The organism is Cereibacter sp. Soil_C_27, from assembly GCF_057657095.1.
Map to the genome: position 1 here is coordinate 28,695 of NZ_JBDGJD010000012.1, position 16,429 is coordinate 45,123.

Sequence of the window (16,429 nt, forward strand, 5' to 3'; positions counted from 1 at the left end):
CTCTGGGTTTTCGTAGCCAGCAAGCACACTTTCAATTCTTAAAGTACCGGCGAGACACCGGAGCTGGTCAAGGTCGATAATCCTGAAGGCGAATGAGTGCGGCCTCGCTTGGCCCGGTCGGCGACGGGGCCGGTGGCCACCGGATCGCGGATGGCGCGCCTGCGCCCCGCCATCCACACCGAGGCTCATCTCCTCATCCCGAAGCCACGCCCAGCATCGGCAATCCGGGACAAGTTCCTCGTCCATCTTCGACGATGCGAAAAATGACCACCGCCTTGCTCGACCGCCTCACCCACCGCTGCCACCTCCTGGAAACCGGAAACGATAGCTTCCGTTTCAAGGCCAGTTCATCCGCGGCAGCCCGTAAGAAGCAGGAGACAAATCATGCCTTGAGCCCGCCATGACCCAGAATCCATGGTCAGAGGTGGCTCACTTCTCGATGGAAAATCCGGCTCAGTTCTGGGTGGAAATCAACGGTCCAAGGGCACAAGCAGAGCCAGATTGACGATCGGCATCCGTGGAACTACACCGCCAAGGTGTGATCGGCGCACCGTTTACGATATTTGCGCTTGAAGCAAGCGACCCGTTACGGAACAGATGAAGCCGGTTCACATCCTCGGCCTGACGGCAGCGCTGTCGGAGGTTCGAACAGGTCGATAAGCAGTCGACCGCCCAATGCTGCCAATCCGGTAGTCCACGAAAAATTTGAGCCAACGCGCTTTTACGGCGAGGGCGGTCAGCACGCATGTTTGGCCAGTTCGCCGCTGCCCGGCAGAGGCAATCAAACGAACTGGCGCAGCCCATCAATCGGCGAGATCTAGCTCAGACCGCCGCGGAAATAACTACCTCGATCAAGCAGCCTTCGCCGAGATCCTTTACGCCGATCGTCGCGCGGGTGGGCAGGTCGGATCCGCCGATCCAGTCTGTCCATGCCTTGTTCATCTCGCCCTTGAGCGACATGTCTGTGATGTAGAGCATGGCGGTAAGCAACTTCGTCCGATCGGTGCCGGCATCGGAAAGCAGAGTGTCGAGCCTCTCAGTGATCGAGCGGGTCTGGGCCTCCATTCCGGCGGTCAGGTCTGCGCCGACCACCCCCCCGAAATAGGCGACACCATTGTGGACCACGGAGCGGTGCATGATCGGGGTTGGTTGATTGCGGGTGATTGTCATGGTCTGGTCCTTTCAGGTTCTGGACATGCGAAACCGCGAAATCGCGAAATCCGCAAGATCGAGCCGGCTCTTGCCGTGCTGGATGAGATCGGCGATCAACAAGCCCACGACCGGGCCGAGCTGGAAGCCATGAGCAGAAAAGCCGAAGGCGTGCAGCAAGCCTTCGGTGGTGGAACTCGGGCCGATTACCGGGACCAGGTCGGGCATCTCGCCCTCGATACCCGCCCATTGTCGCACGATCCGGGCGTGGCGCATTATCGGAAACAGCTCGACGGCAGTGCCCAGATTGACGGCAAGGCGGTCATATCTCAGCCGGCTGAGCCCGGTCGCCAGATCCGGGTCGCCGGAATAACCGCCCCCGACCATTACCGTGCCATTGGCAAATTGCTTGAAAGACAGTGGCGCGCCGGAATATCCCACAACAGGCGATACGAATTGCGGCATCGGCCCGGTGATCGTCATCATCGGCGCGATGACGCGCAGCGGCACAGCTTCGCCCATCTTGGCGCAGAGGTCTCCGGACCAGGCCCCCGAACAGTTCACCACGTGCGAGGCTTGCAAGGCACCCCCGGCAGTCTCGATCCGGAATCCGCCCCGCTGCCGAACGAGCCCGATGGCCGGACGCCCCTCGTGAAAGCGGACCCCTAGCGATTGCGCCTTGCGCCGGAAGGCCGTGGTGGTGCGGTAAGGATTGGCATAACCATCCCCGCGGGAGATCAGAGCCCCCGGTAGCCCTTCCGCGGCGGCGGGCAGCAACTCCCGAAGCTCCCGCGGCCCGATCACTTCCTCATGGTCGAATCCCATCGCCCGCAGCTTCGCCACCCGATCGCGATTTTCGGCCATATGTTCTTCGGTCTGGGCGACCTTGATCTGGCCCGACTGCTGAAAGCCGCAGTCGTCATCGACATAATTGCCGATCGACCGCCACATCTGCATCGCCAGCACCGAAAGCGGAACTTCCGAAAAGTGCCGCCCCAGCTGCCGCACCCCACCAGCATTCACGCCGGAGGCGTGACGGCCCACCGCTTCGCGCTCCAGCACTTCGACCCTCAGCCCCGCTCGTGCGCAGTGCAGCGCGGTGGCGCAGCCATGCAGGCCGCCGCCGATCACCACGACATCGGGGCTGCTCACTTGTCGTCTCCGAGATCCGCGTTGGCGATTGCCGAAAGCGGGATCGGCTTCAAAGGCGGGCGGATGCGGAAATAGCCGACCTCGTCGGCGCTCACCCCGCGCACCTCGGCAATGAGAGCGCTCACCACCGGGCCGCACATACGCCCCTGACAGGGGCCCATGCCGCAGCGGAGGTAGGATTTTACCTGATTGGGGCCCAGTCCGCCAATCGCCACCGCCTCACGGATCTGCCCGGCGGTGACCTCCTCGCAGCGACAGACGATGGTGTCATTGTCCTGTGGCACCGGGGCGGATGGGGCATAGAGGACCTCTAGGAAACCCCTGCCCTTGGTCAGGGCACGGTGGCGCGTCAGCAGCGCCTGAGCCTTGGCGTCGCGCGAGCCCTCGTCCAGTCGGCCCGCCGCGCGCGCCGCCTCCAGTCCCGCCAGCCGGCCCCCGACTTCCGCGGCCCAGGCGCCGCCGATCCCGGCGCTGTCACCGGCGATCATCAGACCCTCGACCGAGGCGTTGCCCCAGACATCCGTCTCGGGCACGAAACAGGCCTGCGCCGCGTTCCATTTATGGGCGCATTCGGTCAGCCGGGTGATCTGCTGGTTCGGTATCACCCCTTCGTGCAGCACCACGGTGCTGGTGGCGAGCGTCAGCTTGCGCCCCTTGTGCTGGAAGCTCACCGCCTCGGCCGCCTTTTCGCCCAGCACCTCCAGATCCGACGCCCCGCGGTAGATGCGGACACCCATGCGCCGCAGATCGAGGAGCATCTTCACCCCCTTGGAGAGATAGCCTGTGCCGATTGCTGCCGGCAGATGCCGGGCCGCCGCAGCGTAGCGGCTCGAGGGCACCGTCTCCACGATGGCCCGCAGCTTGCCGCCTGCCTTGAGGATCTGGCCGGCAATCAGATAGAGTAGCGGGCCGGAGCCGATCAGCACGGTATCCGGACCGGGAATAATCCCCGACGTCTTCAGCAGGATCTGCACGCCTCCGGCACTCATCACCCCGGGCAGGGTCCAGCCTTTCCGGGTCATCGGCCGCTCGATGGAGCCGGTGGCCATCAGCACCCGTTTGGCGCGCACGCCCACTGCCTGTTCGTTCTTCAGATACCAGACCTTGCCCGGCTCGATCTGCCAGACCATCGCCTCCGGCAGATAATCGGCGCCACTCTTGCGGAATTCGCCGACGAGGGCCGCACCATGGGCATAGTCCGGCCCAAGCACCTCGGCCCGGGCGGGCTCACGCTCCGTGATCCGCTCGACCTGACGGTAGATCTGCCCGCCCGGAGCGGTTTGCTCGTCCAGCACCAGCACCGACAGCCCCGCGCCGCGCGCCTCGGCGGCGGCACCCAGCCCCGCAGGGCCTGCCCCAACAATCACCAGATCATATGTCACAGCTGCACCTCCCGGCTCAGATCCTGCCTTCGAACCTGCATCCCCTCGCGCACCTCGATCATGCAGCCCTGGCGATTGGCTTCGCCGTCGATCTCGAGAAGGCAGTCAAAACACACCCCCATCATGCAGTAGGGCAAACGGGGCTGACCCTTCTTCGGCGTGGTGCGGAAACGGCTTACTCCGGCGGCAAGCAGCGCCGCGGCGACGCTGTCGCCCTTGCGCGCCTCCACGGACGCCCCCTCGAAACTGAAATGGACGACGGGCGCCGTGGAGGCGGTTCTTGTGAAGCTCATTGTCTTTCCTCGAAACGTCCGCCGTAAAAAGGCTCCAGCAGCGGCTCAAGCTGGCCCGCCGCGATCTGCACGGCGAGTGATCTGGCATGGGCGGCGGCCAGCGTGACGCCACTGTGGCAATTGACGACAAAGGCGCCGGGCTGCGTGACCGACTGCTCGTAGATCGGATAGCCGTCCGGCGACATGATCCTCAGCGCCGCCCATTGGCGTATCATCCCGGCCTGTCCCAACGCCGGGAACTGACGCATGGCCCGCGCAGCAATGGACTTCCCGATGTCGACACTTGCTTCTGTGTGAAAACCTGCATCCTCATGGCTGTCGCCGATCATCACGGTGCCATCGCCAGTCTGGCGCACGTTCAGCGTCAGCCCGCCGAACTTCGGGGCAAGACGTTCGGTCACGAGGATCTGCCCCTTCAGCGGGTTTACTTCGGCGCGCAAACCGACCATCGGCGCAAGCGCCTTGTTCCCCAGCCCGGAGGCCAGCACGACCTTCTCCGCAAGCACAACGTTGGGCCCCGCCTCAACGCGGAAGCTTACCCCCTCACGGCTGATGCGCGACGTGGCGGCGCCCGGGAGATATTGGACACGTCCCTTCATCGCAGCGTGAAAGGCCCGTAGCAGATACAGCGGGTTGGCATGCCCGTCATGCGGGCACCAGGAGGCGCCGAACACGTCTTCGCCAAGACCGGGAAAGATGTTCAGCAGCTGGTTGCGCTTCATCATCTCAAAGTCATAGCCGCCCGGCACCTCGCGGCGCATCCGTTCGAGGGTTTCGGTCCGGCTGACATGCTCGGCCTCGGACATGGTGAAGTAGTAGCCACCGGGCTTCTCATACTCCACGTCCACGCCGCTCCGCGCCTTGAGGTCCTCGGCGAAGCCGGGCCACAGATCGGCCGAGCGGCGCGACCAATGCGCATATTGCCAGCGTCCGTCGCCCTTGCCCTGAACCCAGACCAGGCCGAAGTTCCCGCGCGAGGCGCGAAACGCGACATCGCCTTCGTCCAGCAGGGCTGTCGAGAGGCCCTGCTCCATAAGACCGAAGGCAATCGCAGATCCCACCAGCCCGCCGCCGACCACGACGGCGTCCACCTTCAGTATCGCTGTCATCTTTTCGTCCCCACAAGCAGGCGATCCAGCCCGTAAAGTTTCTCCAAGATCAGGATCACTGCCATCGACAGGAAGATGATCACCGCCGAGACCGAGGCGACAATCGGCGTGGTCGTCTGGGTGATGTGGTTGAACAACCGCACCGGCAGGGTCATCAGCGACGGCGAGGCGATGAAGACTGACACCGTCAATTCGTCGAAACTGGTGATGAAGGCCAACACCCAGCCCCCGACCATTCCCGGCAGGATCATCGGGAAGGTCACTCTACGGAAGGTAGTGAGGTTCGATGCGCCGAGCGAAATCGCGGCGCGCTCGGCCTGCCGGTCCATCCCGGTGATGGAGGCCAGCGACAGCCGCAACACGAAGGGCATCACGAAGATCGCGTGGCACAGCACCATCCCGTAGAACGTGCCGGTGATCGAGATGGCGGTCAGAAAGCGCAAAAAGGCGATCCCCAGCACGACCGACGGGATCATCAGCGGCGACAGGAAGATCGCCGTAAGAACACCGCGTCCGTGAAAGTCGTAGCGGGCAATGGCCAGCGCCGCAGGCACCGCCGCCACCAGCGACAGCGTGGCTGCGGCGAAGGCGAGGCCGAGTGAGAGCCAGAAGCTCTGGATGAAGCCGGTGTTTGCCCAGATCTCGCGATACCAGCGCAGCGACCACTCGGTCGTTGGCGCCTGGATGTATCCCAGCGGCGTGAACGACACCCAGACGACTACCGCCAATGGCGCCACCATGAAGATGAGGAACAGCGTGTGGAAGATCAGGGCGGCGGGTCCGTTACGGTTCATTGGAACACCTGTGCGTAGCGACGCTCGATCAGCCGGTTCCAGCCGATGATGATCGCCATGATCCCCAGCAGCAGGGTGATTGCGATGGCGGCCCCGAGCGGCCATTCAAGCGTGTTGAGGAATTCGTCGTAGATCGTCGTCGAGGCCACCTTCAGTCGCCGTCCGCCGATAATCGAAGGCGTGGCAAAGGCCGAGGTCGTCAGGGAGAAGACGATCAGCGCGCCCGACAGGATGCCTGGGATGACCTGTGGAACGACCACTCGGAAGAACACCCGCATCTGCGAGGCGCCCAGCGAGGCCGCGGCGTTCTCGGTGGCCGGATCGACCTTTTGCAGCACGGCCCAGACCGAGATGATCATGAACGGGATCATCACATGGACCAGCGCAACGATCACCCCGGTCTCGGTGTAGATGAACGGGATGCGCCCGAGGCCGAGAGCGTTGAGCCCCTCGTTCACCAGCCCGTTGTTCCCCATCAGGATCACCCAGCCGAGCGTCCGCACCACCACCGAGATCAGCAGCGGCCCGATGATTGCCAGCAGGCTGATCGCGCGCCAAGGCGAGCCCATCCGGTTGAGGATGTAGGCTTCGGGAACCCCGATCAGGATGCAAAGCAGCGTGACGATTATCCCGTATCGAAAGGTGCGCCAGAAGATTTCGTGAAAATAGCCGTCGGTGACCACATCGGCATAGTTGTGCCAGGAGAAGCTCGGCTGGATGCCCTGATTGTAGTCGAAGCTGTAGAAGCTGAGCATCGCCGTCATCATCAAGGGCACGAACAGCATCACCGCGAACAGCGCGAATGCAGGCAGACTCAGCCAGTAGGGTGCAAGAGAGCGCGACAAAGAGGGGCTCATGCCTGGCCCTCCGGATAGCGCAGATGCGCCGCATCCCAGTCGAGTCCAATCGGTTCGCCCGCCTGCGCGCGGGCGGCGCCCAGGTTTTGTTCGTATGCCAGCATGAGGCCATGCTCGGTCTCGATCTGGTAGAGCCAATGCGCCCCGAAGAAGACACAGGCGGTCACGCGACCCTGCAGCCTGCCTTGCCCGGCGGACACCAGCCGCGTCTTTTCCGGTCGCAGCGAAACCCGCCGGGCAGCAGACGTCGGGTCGGGAAACAGGTTCGACTTGCCGAGAAATGTTGACACGAAACTGTCCGCCGGGTTTTCGTAGATCTCATAAGGCGCGCCCACCTGCACGATGCGGCCGCCGTGCATCACCGCAATGCGGTCGGACAAAGCCATCGCTTCGTGCTGATCATGGGTAACCAACAGGGTGGTTATTCCCAGATCCTGCTGGATTTGGCGAAGTTCAAGCTGCATATCCTCACGCAGTTTCGCGTCGAGGTTCGACATCGGCTCGTCGAGCAGCAGGATACGCGGCTCGATCACGATGGCCCGCGCCAAGGCCACTCGCTGCTGCTGACCGCCGGAAAGCTGTTTGGGATAACGGGCCTCGAAGCCCTTCAGGTGCACGATGTCGATAGCCCGCGCGATCCGCCGATCCCGCTCGATGACGGTCACGCCGCGCATCTCCAGCCCGAAGGCAATGTTCTGCGCCACGGTCAGATGCGGGAACAGCGCGTAGGACTGAAAGACGATGCCAATATTGCGCTTGGCTGACGGAATGGCGACGAGATCCTCGCCCTCCACGTTGATCCCCCCGGCCGTCGGCTCGAGAAAGCCGGCAATCATTTGCAGCGTGGTCGTCTTGCCGCAGCCCGAGGGGCCGAGCAGACTGACGAACTCACCCTTGGCGATATCGAGGTTGAAATCCTCCACCGCAGTGAAGGTGCCGAATTTCTTCGACAGGGACTTGAGTTGAAGAAAACTCATTCAGATCGCTTTCAGAAAGCCGCGGTTCCGGCAGTTGGCGGAGGCGCGGGGGCCTGTTGAGGCCACCTCACAAACGAAGAGACGTGAGGGCCCCGGACAAGCGGCCCCCACGCGGCGAGGCGCGCCATCAGAAGGCGCGCCCGGCCTCATCGTTAACGCTCGATTTCGCGCGCCCAGCGACGGGTCCAGTCCTGACGGTTCTCATTCGCAACGTCCCAGTCAATCGCCACGAGAGTTTCGACCTGCTCGGGACCGTAGGGCACCCGCGCCGCGACATCTGGCTCAAGCTCCACGTTGCGGTTCACCGGGCCCCAGCCTTGGGTGCTGGCGAAATGCGCTTGGTTCTCCGGCTCGATCAGGAAATCCAAGAATTTCTGAGCCAAGTCGAAGTTGGGGCTGTCGGCAATCGGGCAGCCCGCGATAAGCAGCGCCACGCCACCTTCTTTGGGGTAAGCAATCTCCACCGGATAGCCAGTATCCTGCAGGGAAACCAGCCGACCACTGCCCCAGACGGCTAGAACGACCTCTTCATTCTGAAACAATTCCGACATGCGGCCGGGCGACGCCTCGAAGGCCAGCACGTTCGGACCCACGGTTTCCGCCAAATAGGTGAAGCCCGGGTCGATGTCGGTCTCGCTGCCGCCCTGCATCCGGGCAAGCATGACGAGCGCGTGCAGCCCGTAGGTGTTGGAGATCGGCGGGATCGAGAGCCGACCGGCAAATCTTGGATCGGCAAGATCGGCCCAGCTCGTCGGCGCGTCCCAGCCATTGGCTGCGAACACTTCAGTGTTATAGCCGAAGACCGTGCTCACCACCCCTAGTCCCAGAGCGTTCTCGCCCATGCGCGCGATGTCATAGGTTTGCTCGAGATTGGGGATGTCGGTAATCTTGCCGCAGAAGCCGAGCTGCATCGCCTGATACATCGGGCCATCGTCCAGCATCACGACATCAAGCTCCTGCGCCCCACGCTGCGCTTGGAGCCGGGCAAGGTTCTCTGTGGAGTTCCCCGCCACATACTCGACCCGAACGTCATGCTCAGCCTCGAACTGCGGGATGATCTGTTCTTTCATCAGCGTTTCGGTCGACCCCCCGTAAGACCCGAGGTAGAGCGTCCGGGTCTGGGCCGCAGCAGCACTTGCGAGTGCGATCCCGCCTGCAAGAGCGGTCGTAGCTACCAGTATTTTTTTCATTTTCTGACTCCCTGTCTGGCATGTTGCTGAAGTTCGGTCTCACGCCGAACGTCAGCCCACAATCCGAGGAGGACTTTCATCTGTTATAAAGTCAAATTGATTAATATATGAAGTTCATAACCTAGAGGAATGATGATCATGCCGACGTTCCGACAACTTCAAGCATTCAAAGAGGTTATGGAAACAAGGAGCATCTCGCGTGCTGCGGATGCTCTGCATCTTACCCAGCCTGCGGTCAGCAAACTGATCCAGTCCCTCGAGGCCGAGTGCGGATTGCGCTTGTTCGAGAGGCAGCGCCAGCGGGTTACGCCGACCGCAGAAGCACATCTGTATCTGGACGAAGCCGAGAATCTGTTTCTCAACTTTGCGCGGCTCAAGCGCATTGCCGAGGATCTCAAGGCCATGGTGCATACCAAGCTGACCATCGCCTGCTATCCTGCTCTGGCGATCGACCTGATGCCGGGAATCGTCAATGGATTTCGCCGCCAGAACCCGGGAGCTACCTCCACCCTTCTGATCCGCTCCTCCCCCCGGTTGGGCGACATGGCCATAGCGCAACAATTCGACGTCGGGATCAGCATACTGCCGGTGCGCCACCCCGATGTCATCTCCCTGCCTTGCCTGCGTGAAAATCTGGTGGTGCTCATGCCGCCCGATCACCACCTCGCGGCGCGCGAAGAACTGCGCCCCCGCGACATGGAAGGCGAAGAATTCGTGTCGATGGGGCATGATGACCGGATGGGCATCATGATCGACGAGTATTTCCTGAAAGCGGGAGTCAACAGGCGGATCGTCGGCCGCGTGGCGCTTGCCGCTGCGGTTTGCGGCTTCGTGCGGGACGGTGCGGGCATCGCCTTGGTCGGCCCCCTGACGGCGACGGGGCCGGTGGCGACCGGATTGCGGATGGCGCGCCTCCGCCCGGCCATCCACACCGAGGCTCATCTCCTCATCCCGAAGCTGCGCCCGGCATCCGCAATCCGGAACAATTTCCTCGTCTATCTCCGTGAGGCACTGTCTCAACCACGACATGAGGTAACGGCGCTTGATTGGGACCCCTTGGCTACGTGATCGTGCTAAAAGTGTGAACAGGAGCCCAACCTACCCCCTTATGGAGTCCAAGCCTGACCCCGGCAGTTACAAGAATTTGCCAGCAACGTTTAGAGGTTAATGCCACCTCTGGGGGGAATCGTCGGGCTCTGACTCACTTTTGATGACGTCGATCTTTCCGTCTCAGGCAGCCGCGGTGATACGGGCCTTTAGGAGCGCTACGCCGGCGCGGCCATACATCTGGGGTTTGAGGAGTTTCAGGCGGTTGATCTGACCCTCGGTCTGGCCATTCGACCACGGCTGGCTCAGGGCTGCGGAAACGGCAGCTTGATCCTTTTGCAGACCACGGGCGAAGGAAGATAGCAGGCTTGGCTTGCCCCCATGGGGTGGTCCGGTTTCAAACTTAGTGCATGACCGGTCTCGGCACCCCGGTTGAGGTGGCCGGCGTAGCGGGTGCGTGTGGCGAAGCCGGCCACTGCACCTCCCGTGGTGCCGAAGGACGGTAGCCGAGCGATGAATGCGGGCGCCTTGTGTTGTAACGCTGGCGCCAGGATTCGATCACGATCTGGGCTTCGGCCGCGCTGTAGAAGATCTCTCCGTTCAACAGTTCGTCGCGGAGCTTCGAGTTGAAGCTCTCGCAGTAACCGTTCTCCCAGGGACTGCCGGGCTCGATGAAGGCGCATCGGGCGCCGACCGCGGCGATCCAGGTCCTGACCGCAGTCGCGATGAACTCGGGGCCATTGTCGGAACGTATATGGCGGGCTCGCCGCGGAGGATGAACAATTCGGAGAGCACGTCGATGACGTGGGTGGAGTTGAGCTTGCGGGCGACGCAAATGGAAAGGCATTCGCGGGTGACCTCGTCGAGGACATTGAGCATGCGGAACTTGCTCCCGGTTGCCATCGATTGCGCCATCGGTCCGAGCGACGATGGCGACGGTCCGGCTTTCGACGAAGTCGTAAGACCATAGGTGGTTGGGGGGTTCGGGCCGCAGCTGGACGCACGATCCGTCGTTCAGCCACAGGCGCCCCTTCTTCGGTTGCTCTTGTGGGACCTTGAGCCCCTCGCGCCACCAGATCCGCTCGACCCGCTTCACGTTCACCACCCAGCCCGCCTCGCGGAGCCTGGCGGTGATCCGGCGATAGCCGTAGCGGCCGTACTGGCTGGCCAGCGCGATGATGTCGGCCGTCAGCGCCTCTTCGTCGGGTCGGCCCCGCGGCGCCTTCCGCTGAGCAGAGCGATGCTGCCCCAGCACGCGGCAGGCCACCCGCTCCGACACGCCGAGCGTCTGGCGGACGTGGTCGATGCAGGTTCGGCGGCGGGCGGGGCTCAGTAGTTTCGCTGACGCGGACCTTCGGTTGCCGAGGCAGCCTCGCGTAGGATCAGCTTCTCGAACGTGAGTTCCGACACGGCTTTCCGCAGCCGCTCGTTCTCCTTTTCCAGCTCCTCCAGCCACTTCACCTGGTCGGTCTTCAGGCCGCCGAACTCCTTGCGCCAGCGGTCGTAGGTGAACTGCGTCACGCTGATCGACCGCACCGCCTCGGCCACCGATCGGCCCTGCGACACCAGCACGTCGAGCTGCCGGAGCTTCGCCACGATCTCCGCCGGCTTGTGCTTCTTCAGGGGCATTTCTCGTCCTCCATCTGGCTGGAAAACCCACCTCAGGGAAGGACCACTTTTCTGGGGGGCAGCCCAACGTATATGTCGACCCTGCTCGCGCAGGATCCCGATGATCTGTTCTTCGGTGAACTTCGATCTCTTCATGTTCCGCTGCTCTTCTTGGCCCGGACTCCAGTATCAGATGGAGGAGGTATCGGGTGTCAGAGCAGACGCCGGCAATAGCTGACCCATCGAGTGCTGCGATTTCCCGGGCGGGACCCTTGGCGAGCATTTTGCCAGACCTCCGGGCGGGCGCGCCGCTCGCAGAGGTATGCGTTCGCTCAGGTCTTCGGTCGTCATCGTCCTCGGTGAAACTATCACGCGGTGATCTCCACCTCTACAAAGTGATCGTGCACCTCGCTTCAGTGTCGGAACGTTGTCATCACACCGTTGGTTGACCTGGTATCACCAGTGCATCCTCTCGTGCCTGGTAACCTGAGGATGCCACATGACCAAGAAATCGTTTCCAGCGTTTGTGCTCACATCAGCATTTGCCTTAGCCCTGCCGTTCTCGGCCACAGCGCAGACCACAACGACTGCAGGCGCTGACGCGACAACTAAGGAGGCTGCAACCCCTACCACATCGATTTCAAAGGCGGCGACCCCAGCCCCTGAGATGAACGCTGTGCTCGACAAACTGGCAGATCTGGGTGCGAAACCACTTCACACGCTTTCGGTGGAAGAGGCGCGCGCACAACCGACGCCTGCTGATGCCGTGGTCGCCGTTATGAAAGACAAGGGCATCGAGCCGGGACCTGCCGCGGCGATCGCCACCCGTGACATCGTCATACCAGGTCCCGCCGGTGACATCATGGCCAGGGTCTATACTCCTGCTGGCGATGGGCCATTTCCGCTCATCGTTTACTACCACGGCGGCGGCTGGGTCATTGCAGACGTCGATACTTATGACGCATCGGCCCGGCAGCTTTCGCTGGGTGCAGAGGCGGTGGTTGTTTCGTCACACTATCGTCAAGCACCAGAGAATGTGTTCCCGGCCGCTCATGACGATGCTTACGCAGCCTATGTTTGGGCTGTCGAAAACTCGGCTGAACTCAACGGCGATGCGGCACGGATGGCAGTTGCAGGCGAAAGTGCGGGAGCCAACCTTGCGGCAAATGTGGCGATCATCGCGCGCGATGCCAAGATAACCCAGCCTCTGCACCAGCTTTTGGTCTATCCGATCGCGGGCAACGACATGACGACTCCGTCCTATGTCGAAAACGCTGATGCTGCGCCGCTTGGCAAGGCAGACATGGCCTGGTTCGTGGATCACGCTTTCGCGGCCACGGAAGACGCCGCAGATCCGCGGATCAACCTGGTGGCCCGTGGCGATCTGTCGGGACTTGCGCCGGCAACGCTGATCACCGCACAGATCGACCCGCTGCGGTCTGAAAGCATCGCTTACGGCGAGGCGCTGGTGGCGGCGGGCGGCAAGGTCGAGATGAAAAACCTCGACGGTGTCACACATGAGTTCTTCGGAATGGGAAGTGTTGTTCCACAAGCCGTCGAGGCGATGATGTTTGCAACGACGAACCTGAAGGCAGCCTTTGCGAAGTAAACCGCAAGAATCTTTAGGGCCGCGTCCGGCGGCCCCGCTGAAAGCTCAACATGGCTCTGATGCACAAATCCTTTGAGGGATTCATCTCGAGACTCCAGCGTGGTAGCTGGGATGCATGAGCAGACCTCCACCCACGACCTACAAGACGAGGAACTGGCCGCCCTACAATGAAGCGCTCAAGCGCCGGGGCTCGCTGACGATCTGGTTCGACCCCCGACCTGCTCGGCCAGATCCCGGAGGGCGAGCAGATCTGCAGCGTCACGGCAGATGGTGCCTACGACACACGCAAGTGCCACGATGCCATTGCCGAGCGCGGCGCCCAAGGAGCGGTTACCCGCGCATCAGTTTTTGCCGTAACCACAACGCGCGCACCATGTCCGATAAGACCAGTGGAGCTTGGCGGAGGCAGATCACCCGCAGTTGCGCACCGAGTGCAACAGGCGAGACATAAACTGCGGAGGTGCGTTACGCCGGCTTTCCCCGCAGCAGCGCCTCCGGATCTACGGCGCGACGGTTCAACAGCCAAATCAGGCGGAACTGCACATATTTTGCATGTTCAGGCAGCAGCACCGCCAGCCGCGCGCGGTCGCGGGCGGCGACGGCGTCCAGGATCTCCTGGTGCTGTGCGAGGTTGATCCGGAACTGTTCGTCCTGATGCGCCACGTCGGGTAGCTCGTGGCGATAGGTGTAGTTCAGCACCCGCGCCACCAGCCGCTGCACCTTCAGCGCGAAGTCGCGGATGATCGTGTTCTGCATGGTGTCGTAGAAGCGCAGGTGGAACTCTATGTTGATCTCGGTGATGCGCAGGAAATCCCGCGCCTTGACCGCCGCCTCATATCGATCCTGAATGCCGCGCAGTTCGTCCAGCAGGCCCGGATGGTCGATCTGCAGGCGCTGCGCCAGCACTGCCTCACAGAACTGGTGCGCCTCAATCAGTTCGCCGAACTGGTCGAACCCCAGCGGGGCAACGAATGCCCCGCCCCGGTTGAGCCGCAGGTCCACGAACCCCTCGGCCGCAAGCCGGTTCAGCGCCTCGCGCGCCGGGGTGCGGCCAAGCCCGAAATCCTCGACCAGCAATCGCTCGTCGATGCGGCTTCCGGGCTCCAAGGTCAGGTCCATGATGCGGGCGCGCAGCAGATGCACGGCGCTGTCGACCTGCGAGGCGATCTGCGGGCGGGGACGTCGATCGCCGGCCATGGTCAGGCCAGCTTTCCACGCGCCGTCACCGGCCACAGCGCCTCGACCCGGCCATTCCGCACGCCCACATACCAGTCGTAAAGGTTGCAGGTCGGGTCGCAATGGCCCGGGATCAGCCAAACCAGATCCCCCAGCGACAGTAGGCCCTCGGGATCGTCCAACGTGCCGTGTTCATCCGACGCACCGAGATAGCCGATGCCAGGCCGCCCATGCACCTGCGGCAGGCCGCTGTCGACGGAACTTGCCTTCAGCCCGGCATCGCAGATCGCGCGGCCTCGCGCCGGCGTGCTCATCACTGCCGCCTGCACGAACAGCGCCTGCTCAAAGCCGCCGGTCACGCCGCCGCCTGCGCTGCGCACGCCGTTGTAATCGGCGTCCATGAACACATAGCTGCCCGCCTGGATTTCGGTATAGACGCCCGACGCAGCCTCGATTTCAAAGCTGCCGGTCCCGGCGCCGGTGACGCGGTCGCAGGCAAGCCCTGCGGCGCGGATGGCGTCCCGCGTCTGCGCAGTCAGCTCCAACGACACGGCCAGCGCCGCGGCCCGCGCGGTCGGGTCGTAGATATGCTGCGCGGCACCGTAGTAGCTTTGCAGCCCCGCGAACCGCAGGCCCGGAGCTCGGTTGATCGCCAGCGCCAGATCGACGGTCGCCTGCCCCGGCGCGGAGCCGCAACGGTGCGAGCCACAATCCATCTCAACCAGCACGTCAAGCACCAGGTCCGGCACAGTGGCGCGCTCGGCCAGAACCGCAGCCGACAGCGCCGCTATCTGCGCCGGATGATCGGCGCAGACAGCGATGCGTGCCCGCGTCGCCAGCTGCGCAAGCTGCGCCACCTTTTGCGCGCCGAACACCTCGTTGGCGATCAGCACATCGGTCACGCCGGCATCGACCAGCGCCCGCGCCTCCGACACCTTCTGGCAGCAGATGCCCACCGCTCCGCCCACCGCCACCTGAGAGCGGGCGATGTCCGCGGACTTGTGGGTCTTGGCATGGCTGCGAAGCGCGACACCCAGCCGCGCGGCATGGGACTTCATCCGCGCGACATTGGCTTCGAAAACGTCCAGATCGATGACCAGCGCGGGCGTGGCGATTTCCGAAACCGGATCGCCGATCCGCGCCGGGCAGAAGGGGTCGCTGTCAGGCAAGTTCGGCATGGCGTGCGGCAGGCCCTTCATTGGTTGCAAGGTCGGGCAAGGTGATCTCGATGCTGCCAAGCGCCGTCAACTGGGCCACGGCCCCCGGCGGCACCAGAGTCGTTGCATCGGGATCGATCACAATGCAAGGCCCTTCGGCGCGGACCAGCGCGGTGCGCGGGATTACGGGTGCGTCAAGCCAGCCATGCGCGCCGAACCATGCGCGCTGCCGCGACGCGGCCGCCTCGCCGGTCAGCCGGCGCCGCGAAAGGTCCACCTCTCCGACCGGGATGGCATAAGCGACCTCGATGGCGGTGATCCGTACAGGCTCAACCGCAGGGGCGGTGAACTTGAAAACCCGGTCATGCTCGGCCACGAAAGCGGCGCGCGCGCTCTCGGCCGTCAGCAGCGCGGGGTCGCCAAGCGCCACCAGCAGGTCCGAGGATTGCCCCGCATAGCGCATCCGCGCAGTTGCTGTGACGCGGCCCCCCGGTGCCTGTGCCTCGGCCTCTGCCGCCAGCGCCATGGTGGCCAGATGGGTGCGGGCCTCGGCGATCGTCTCGGGGCCAACCTCGACACGGTGGCTGCGTGACTTGTGGATCTCGACCTCCGCACATAGCAGACCTAGCGCCTAAAATACCCCCGGCGCCGGGGGCACGATCACCGTCTTGCAGCCAAGCGTCTGTGCGATGCCAGCAGCGAACAGCGGCCCGTTGCCCCCGAAGGCAAACACCGCAAAGTCGCGCGGATCCTGCCCGCGTTCGGTGGTCACCGCGCGGATGGCCTGGATCATGGTCACGCAAGACAGCGTAAAGACGCCGTGCACCGCCTGCTCGACCGACATCCCCATCGGTGTGATTAGGCGTGCAAAATTGACCCCCTTGGCGGGGTGATCGGCGTTCAATTTTGACCCCCCTCGGGTTTCGTCG

The 16,429-nt window shown here is 63.3% G+C and carries 17 protein-coding genes and 4 pseudogenes; 5 read left to right on the forward strand and 16 right to left on the reverse strand.

Features of this window, described 5'->3' with window-relative positions; translation table 11 throughout:
• Nucleotides 1–260 precede the first annotated feature (260 nt).
• A pseudogene (locus tag AC3A5Z_RS23180) lies at nucleotides 261–404 on the forward strand (ATP-binding protein); the annotation flags it as partial.
• A 418-nt stretch (nucleotides 405–822) separates the two neighbouring features.
• Here AC3A5Z_RS23180 and AC3A5Z_RS23185 read toward each other — a convergent pair.
• From AC3A5Z_RS23185 to AC3A5Z_RS23225, 9 genes are all read right to left on the reverse strand, one after another.
• On the reverse strand, nucleotides 823–1,170 hold the full coding sequence (locus AC3A5Z_RS23185) for a RidA family protein (protein ID WP_487521638.1): 348 nt from the start codon (nucleotides 1,168–1,170) through the stop codon (nucleotides 823–825).
• Between the two features lie 12 nt (nucleotides 1,171–1,182).
• Nucleotides 1,183–2,301 (reverse strand): NAD(P)/FAD-dependent oxidoreductase, encoded by a 1,119-nt coding sequence (locus AC3A5Z_RS23190; RefSeq protein ID WP_487521639.1) that lies wholly within the window; start codon nucleotides 2,299–2,301, stop codon nucleotides 1,183–1,185.
• Nucleotides 2,298–3,683 (reverse strand): FAD-dependent oxidoreductase, encoded by a 1,386-nt coding sequence (locus AC3A5Z_RS23195; protein ID WP_487521640.1) that lies wholly within the window; start codon nucleotides 3,681–3,683, stop codon nucleotides 2,298–2,300. The genes AC3A5Z_RS23190 and AC3A5Z_RS23195 overlap by 4 nt, the downstream gene beginning before the upstream one ends.
• Complete coding sequence (locus AC3A5Z_RS23200) at nucleotides 3,680–3,976, reverse strand: (2Fe-2S)-binding protein (RefSeq protein WP_487521641.1); 297 nt, start codon at nucleotides 3,974–3,976, stop codon at nucleotides 3,680–3,682. The genes AC3A5Z_RS23195 and AC3A5Z_RS23200 overlap by 4 nt, the downstream gene beginning before the upstream one ends.
• On the reverse strand, nucleotides 3,973–5,085 hold the full coding sequence (locus tag AC3A5Z_RS23205) for an NAD(P)/FAD-dependent oxidoreductase (protein WP_487521642.1): 1,113 nt from the start codon (nucleotides 5,083–5,085) through the stop codon (nucleotides 3,973–3,975). Before AC3A5Z_RS23205 ends, AC3A5Z_RS23200 begins: the two co-directional genes overlap by 4 nt.
• On the reverse strand, nucleotides 5,082–5,879 hold the full coding sequence (locus AC3A5Z_RS23210; RefSeq protein ID WP_487521643.1) for an ABC transporter permease: 798 nt from the start codon (nucleotides 5,877–5,879) through the stop codon (nucleotides 5,082–5,084). The genes AC3A5Z_RS23205 and AC3A5Z_RS23210 overlap by 4 nt, the downstream gene beginning before the upstream one ends.
• Nucleotides 5,876–6,736, reverse strand: coding sequence for an ABC transporter permease (locus AC3A5Z_RS23215; RefSeq protein WP_487521644.1), 861 nt, complete (start codon nucleotides 6,734–6,736; stop codon nucleotides 5,876–5,878). Before AC3A5Z_RS23215 ends, AC3A5Z_RS23210 begins: the two co-directional genes overlap by 4 nt.
• Nucleotides 6,733–7,713, reverse strand: coding sequence for an ABC transporter ATP-binding protein (locus AC3A5Z_RS23220; protein ID WP_487521645.1), 981 nt, complete (start codon nucleotides 7,711–7,713; stop codon nucleotides 6,733–6,735). The genes AC3A5Z_RS23215 and AC3A5Z_RS23220 overlap by 4 nt, the downstream gene beginning before the upstream one ends.
• 152 nt (nucleotides 7,714–7,865) lie before the next feature.
• Entirely contained in the window at nucleotides 7,866–8,903 is a 1,038-nt protein-coding gene (locus AC3A5Z_RS23225; protein ID WP_487521646.1) for an ABC transporter substrate-binding protein, read from the reverse strand.
• A gap of 132 nt (nucleotides 8,904–9,035) precedes the next feature.
• On the opposite strand from AC3A5Z_RS23225, the gene AC3A5Z_RS23230 reads away from it, so the two are divergent.
• A complete protein-coding gene (locus AC3A5Z_RS23230) occupies nucleotides 9,036–9,971 on the forward strand; it encodes a LysR substrate-binding domain-containing protein (RefSeq protein WP_487521647.1) in 936 nt (311 codons plus the stop codon).
• 162 nt (nucleotides 9,972–10,133) lie between these two features.
• On the opposite strand, the pseudogene AC3A5Z_RS23235 reads toward AC3A5Z_RS23230, so the two are convergent.
• From AC3A5Z_RS23235 to AC3A5Z_RS23245, 3 genes and pseudogenes are all read right to left on the reverse strand, one after another.
• A pseudogene (locus AC3A5Z_RS23235) lies at nucleotides 10,134–10,319 on the reverse strand (ISL3 family transposase); the annotation flags it as partial.
• Between the two features lie 34 nt (nucleotides 10,320–10,353).
• A complete protein-coding gene (locus tag AC3A5Z_RS23240) occupies nucleotides 10,354–11,283 on the reverse strand; it encodes an IS3 family transposase (protein ID WP_487521654.1) in 930 nt (309 codons plus the stop codon).
• Nucleotides 11,280–11,579, reverse strand: a complete 300-nt coding sequence (locus AC3A5Z_RS23245) for a transposase (protein ID WP_487521648.1) — start codon at nucleotides 11,577–11,579, stop codon at nucleotides 11,280–11,282. The genes AC3A5Z_RS23240 and AC3A5Z_RS23245 overlap by 4 nt, the downstream gene beginning before the upstream one ends.
• Before the next feature lie 478 nt (nucleotides 11,580–12,057).
• Here AC3A5Z_RS23245 and AC3A5Z_RS23250 point away from each other — a divergent pair, with 478 nt between their 5' ends.
• From AC3A5Z_RS23250 to AC3A5Z_RS23260, 3 genes and pseudogenes are all read left to right on the forward strand, one after another.
• Nucleotides 12,058–13,167: an alpha/beta hydrolase gene (locus tag AC3A5Z_RS23250; protein WP_487521649.1), complete on the forward strand. Its 1,110-nt coding sequence runs from the start codon at nucleotides 12,058–12,060 to the stop codon at nucleotides 13,165–13,167.
• 115 nt (nucleotides 13,168–13,282) lie between these two features.
• Nucleotides 13,283–13,381: pseudogene (locus AC3A5Z_RS23255) on the forward strand (IS5/IS1182 family transposase); the annotation flags it as partial.
• Nucleotides 13,380–13,499: pseudogene (locus tag AC3A5Z_RS23260) on the forward strand (IS5/IS1182 family transposase); the annotation flags it as partial. The pseudogenes AC3A5Z_RS23255 and AC3A5Z_RS23260, both read left to right, overlap by 2 nt.
• A gap of 133 nt (nucleotides 13,500–13,632) precedes the next feature.
• On the opposite strand, the gene AC3A5Z_RS23265 reads toward AC3A5Z_RS23260, so the two are convergent.
• The 4 genes from AC3A5Z_RS23265 to AC3A5Z_RS23280 all read right to left on the reverse strand — a co-directional run.
• On the reverse strand, nucleotides 13,633–14,310 hold the full coding sequence (locus tag AC3A5Z_RS23265) for a GntR family transcriptional regulator (protein ID WP_487521650.1): 678 nt from the start codon (nucleotides 14,308–14,310) through the stop codon (nucleotides 13,633–13,635).
• Between the two features lie 56 nt (nucleotides 14,311–14,366).
• The gene (locus AC3A5Z_RS23270; protein WP_487521651.1) at nucleotides 14,367–15,521 is read right to left on the reverse strand and encodes a DSD1 family PLP-dependent enzyme; all 1,155 of its coding nucleotides are present in this window, start codon (nucleotides 15,519–15,521) and stop codon (nucleotides 14,367–14,369) included.
• Nucleotides 15,505–15,963, reverse strand: coding sequence for a hypothetical protein (locus AC3A5Z_RS23275; RefSeq protein ID WP_487521652.1), 459 nt, complete (start codon nucleotides 15,961–15,963; stop codon nucleotides 15,505–15,507). The genes AC3A5Z_RS23270 and AC3A5Z_RS23275 overlap by 17 nt, the downstream gene beginning before the upstream one ends.
• Before the next feature lie 168 nt (nucleotides 15,964–16,131).
• Nucleotides 16,132–16,429: hydantoinase/oxoprolinase family protein (locus AC3A5Z_RS23280; protein ID WP_487521653.1), on the reverse strand; the 298-nt coding region annotated here is incomplete at its 5' end.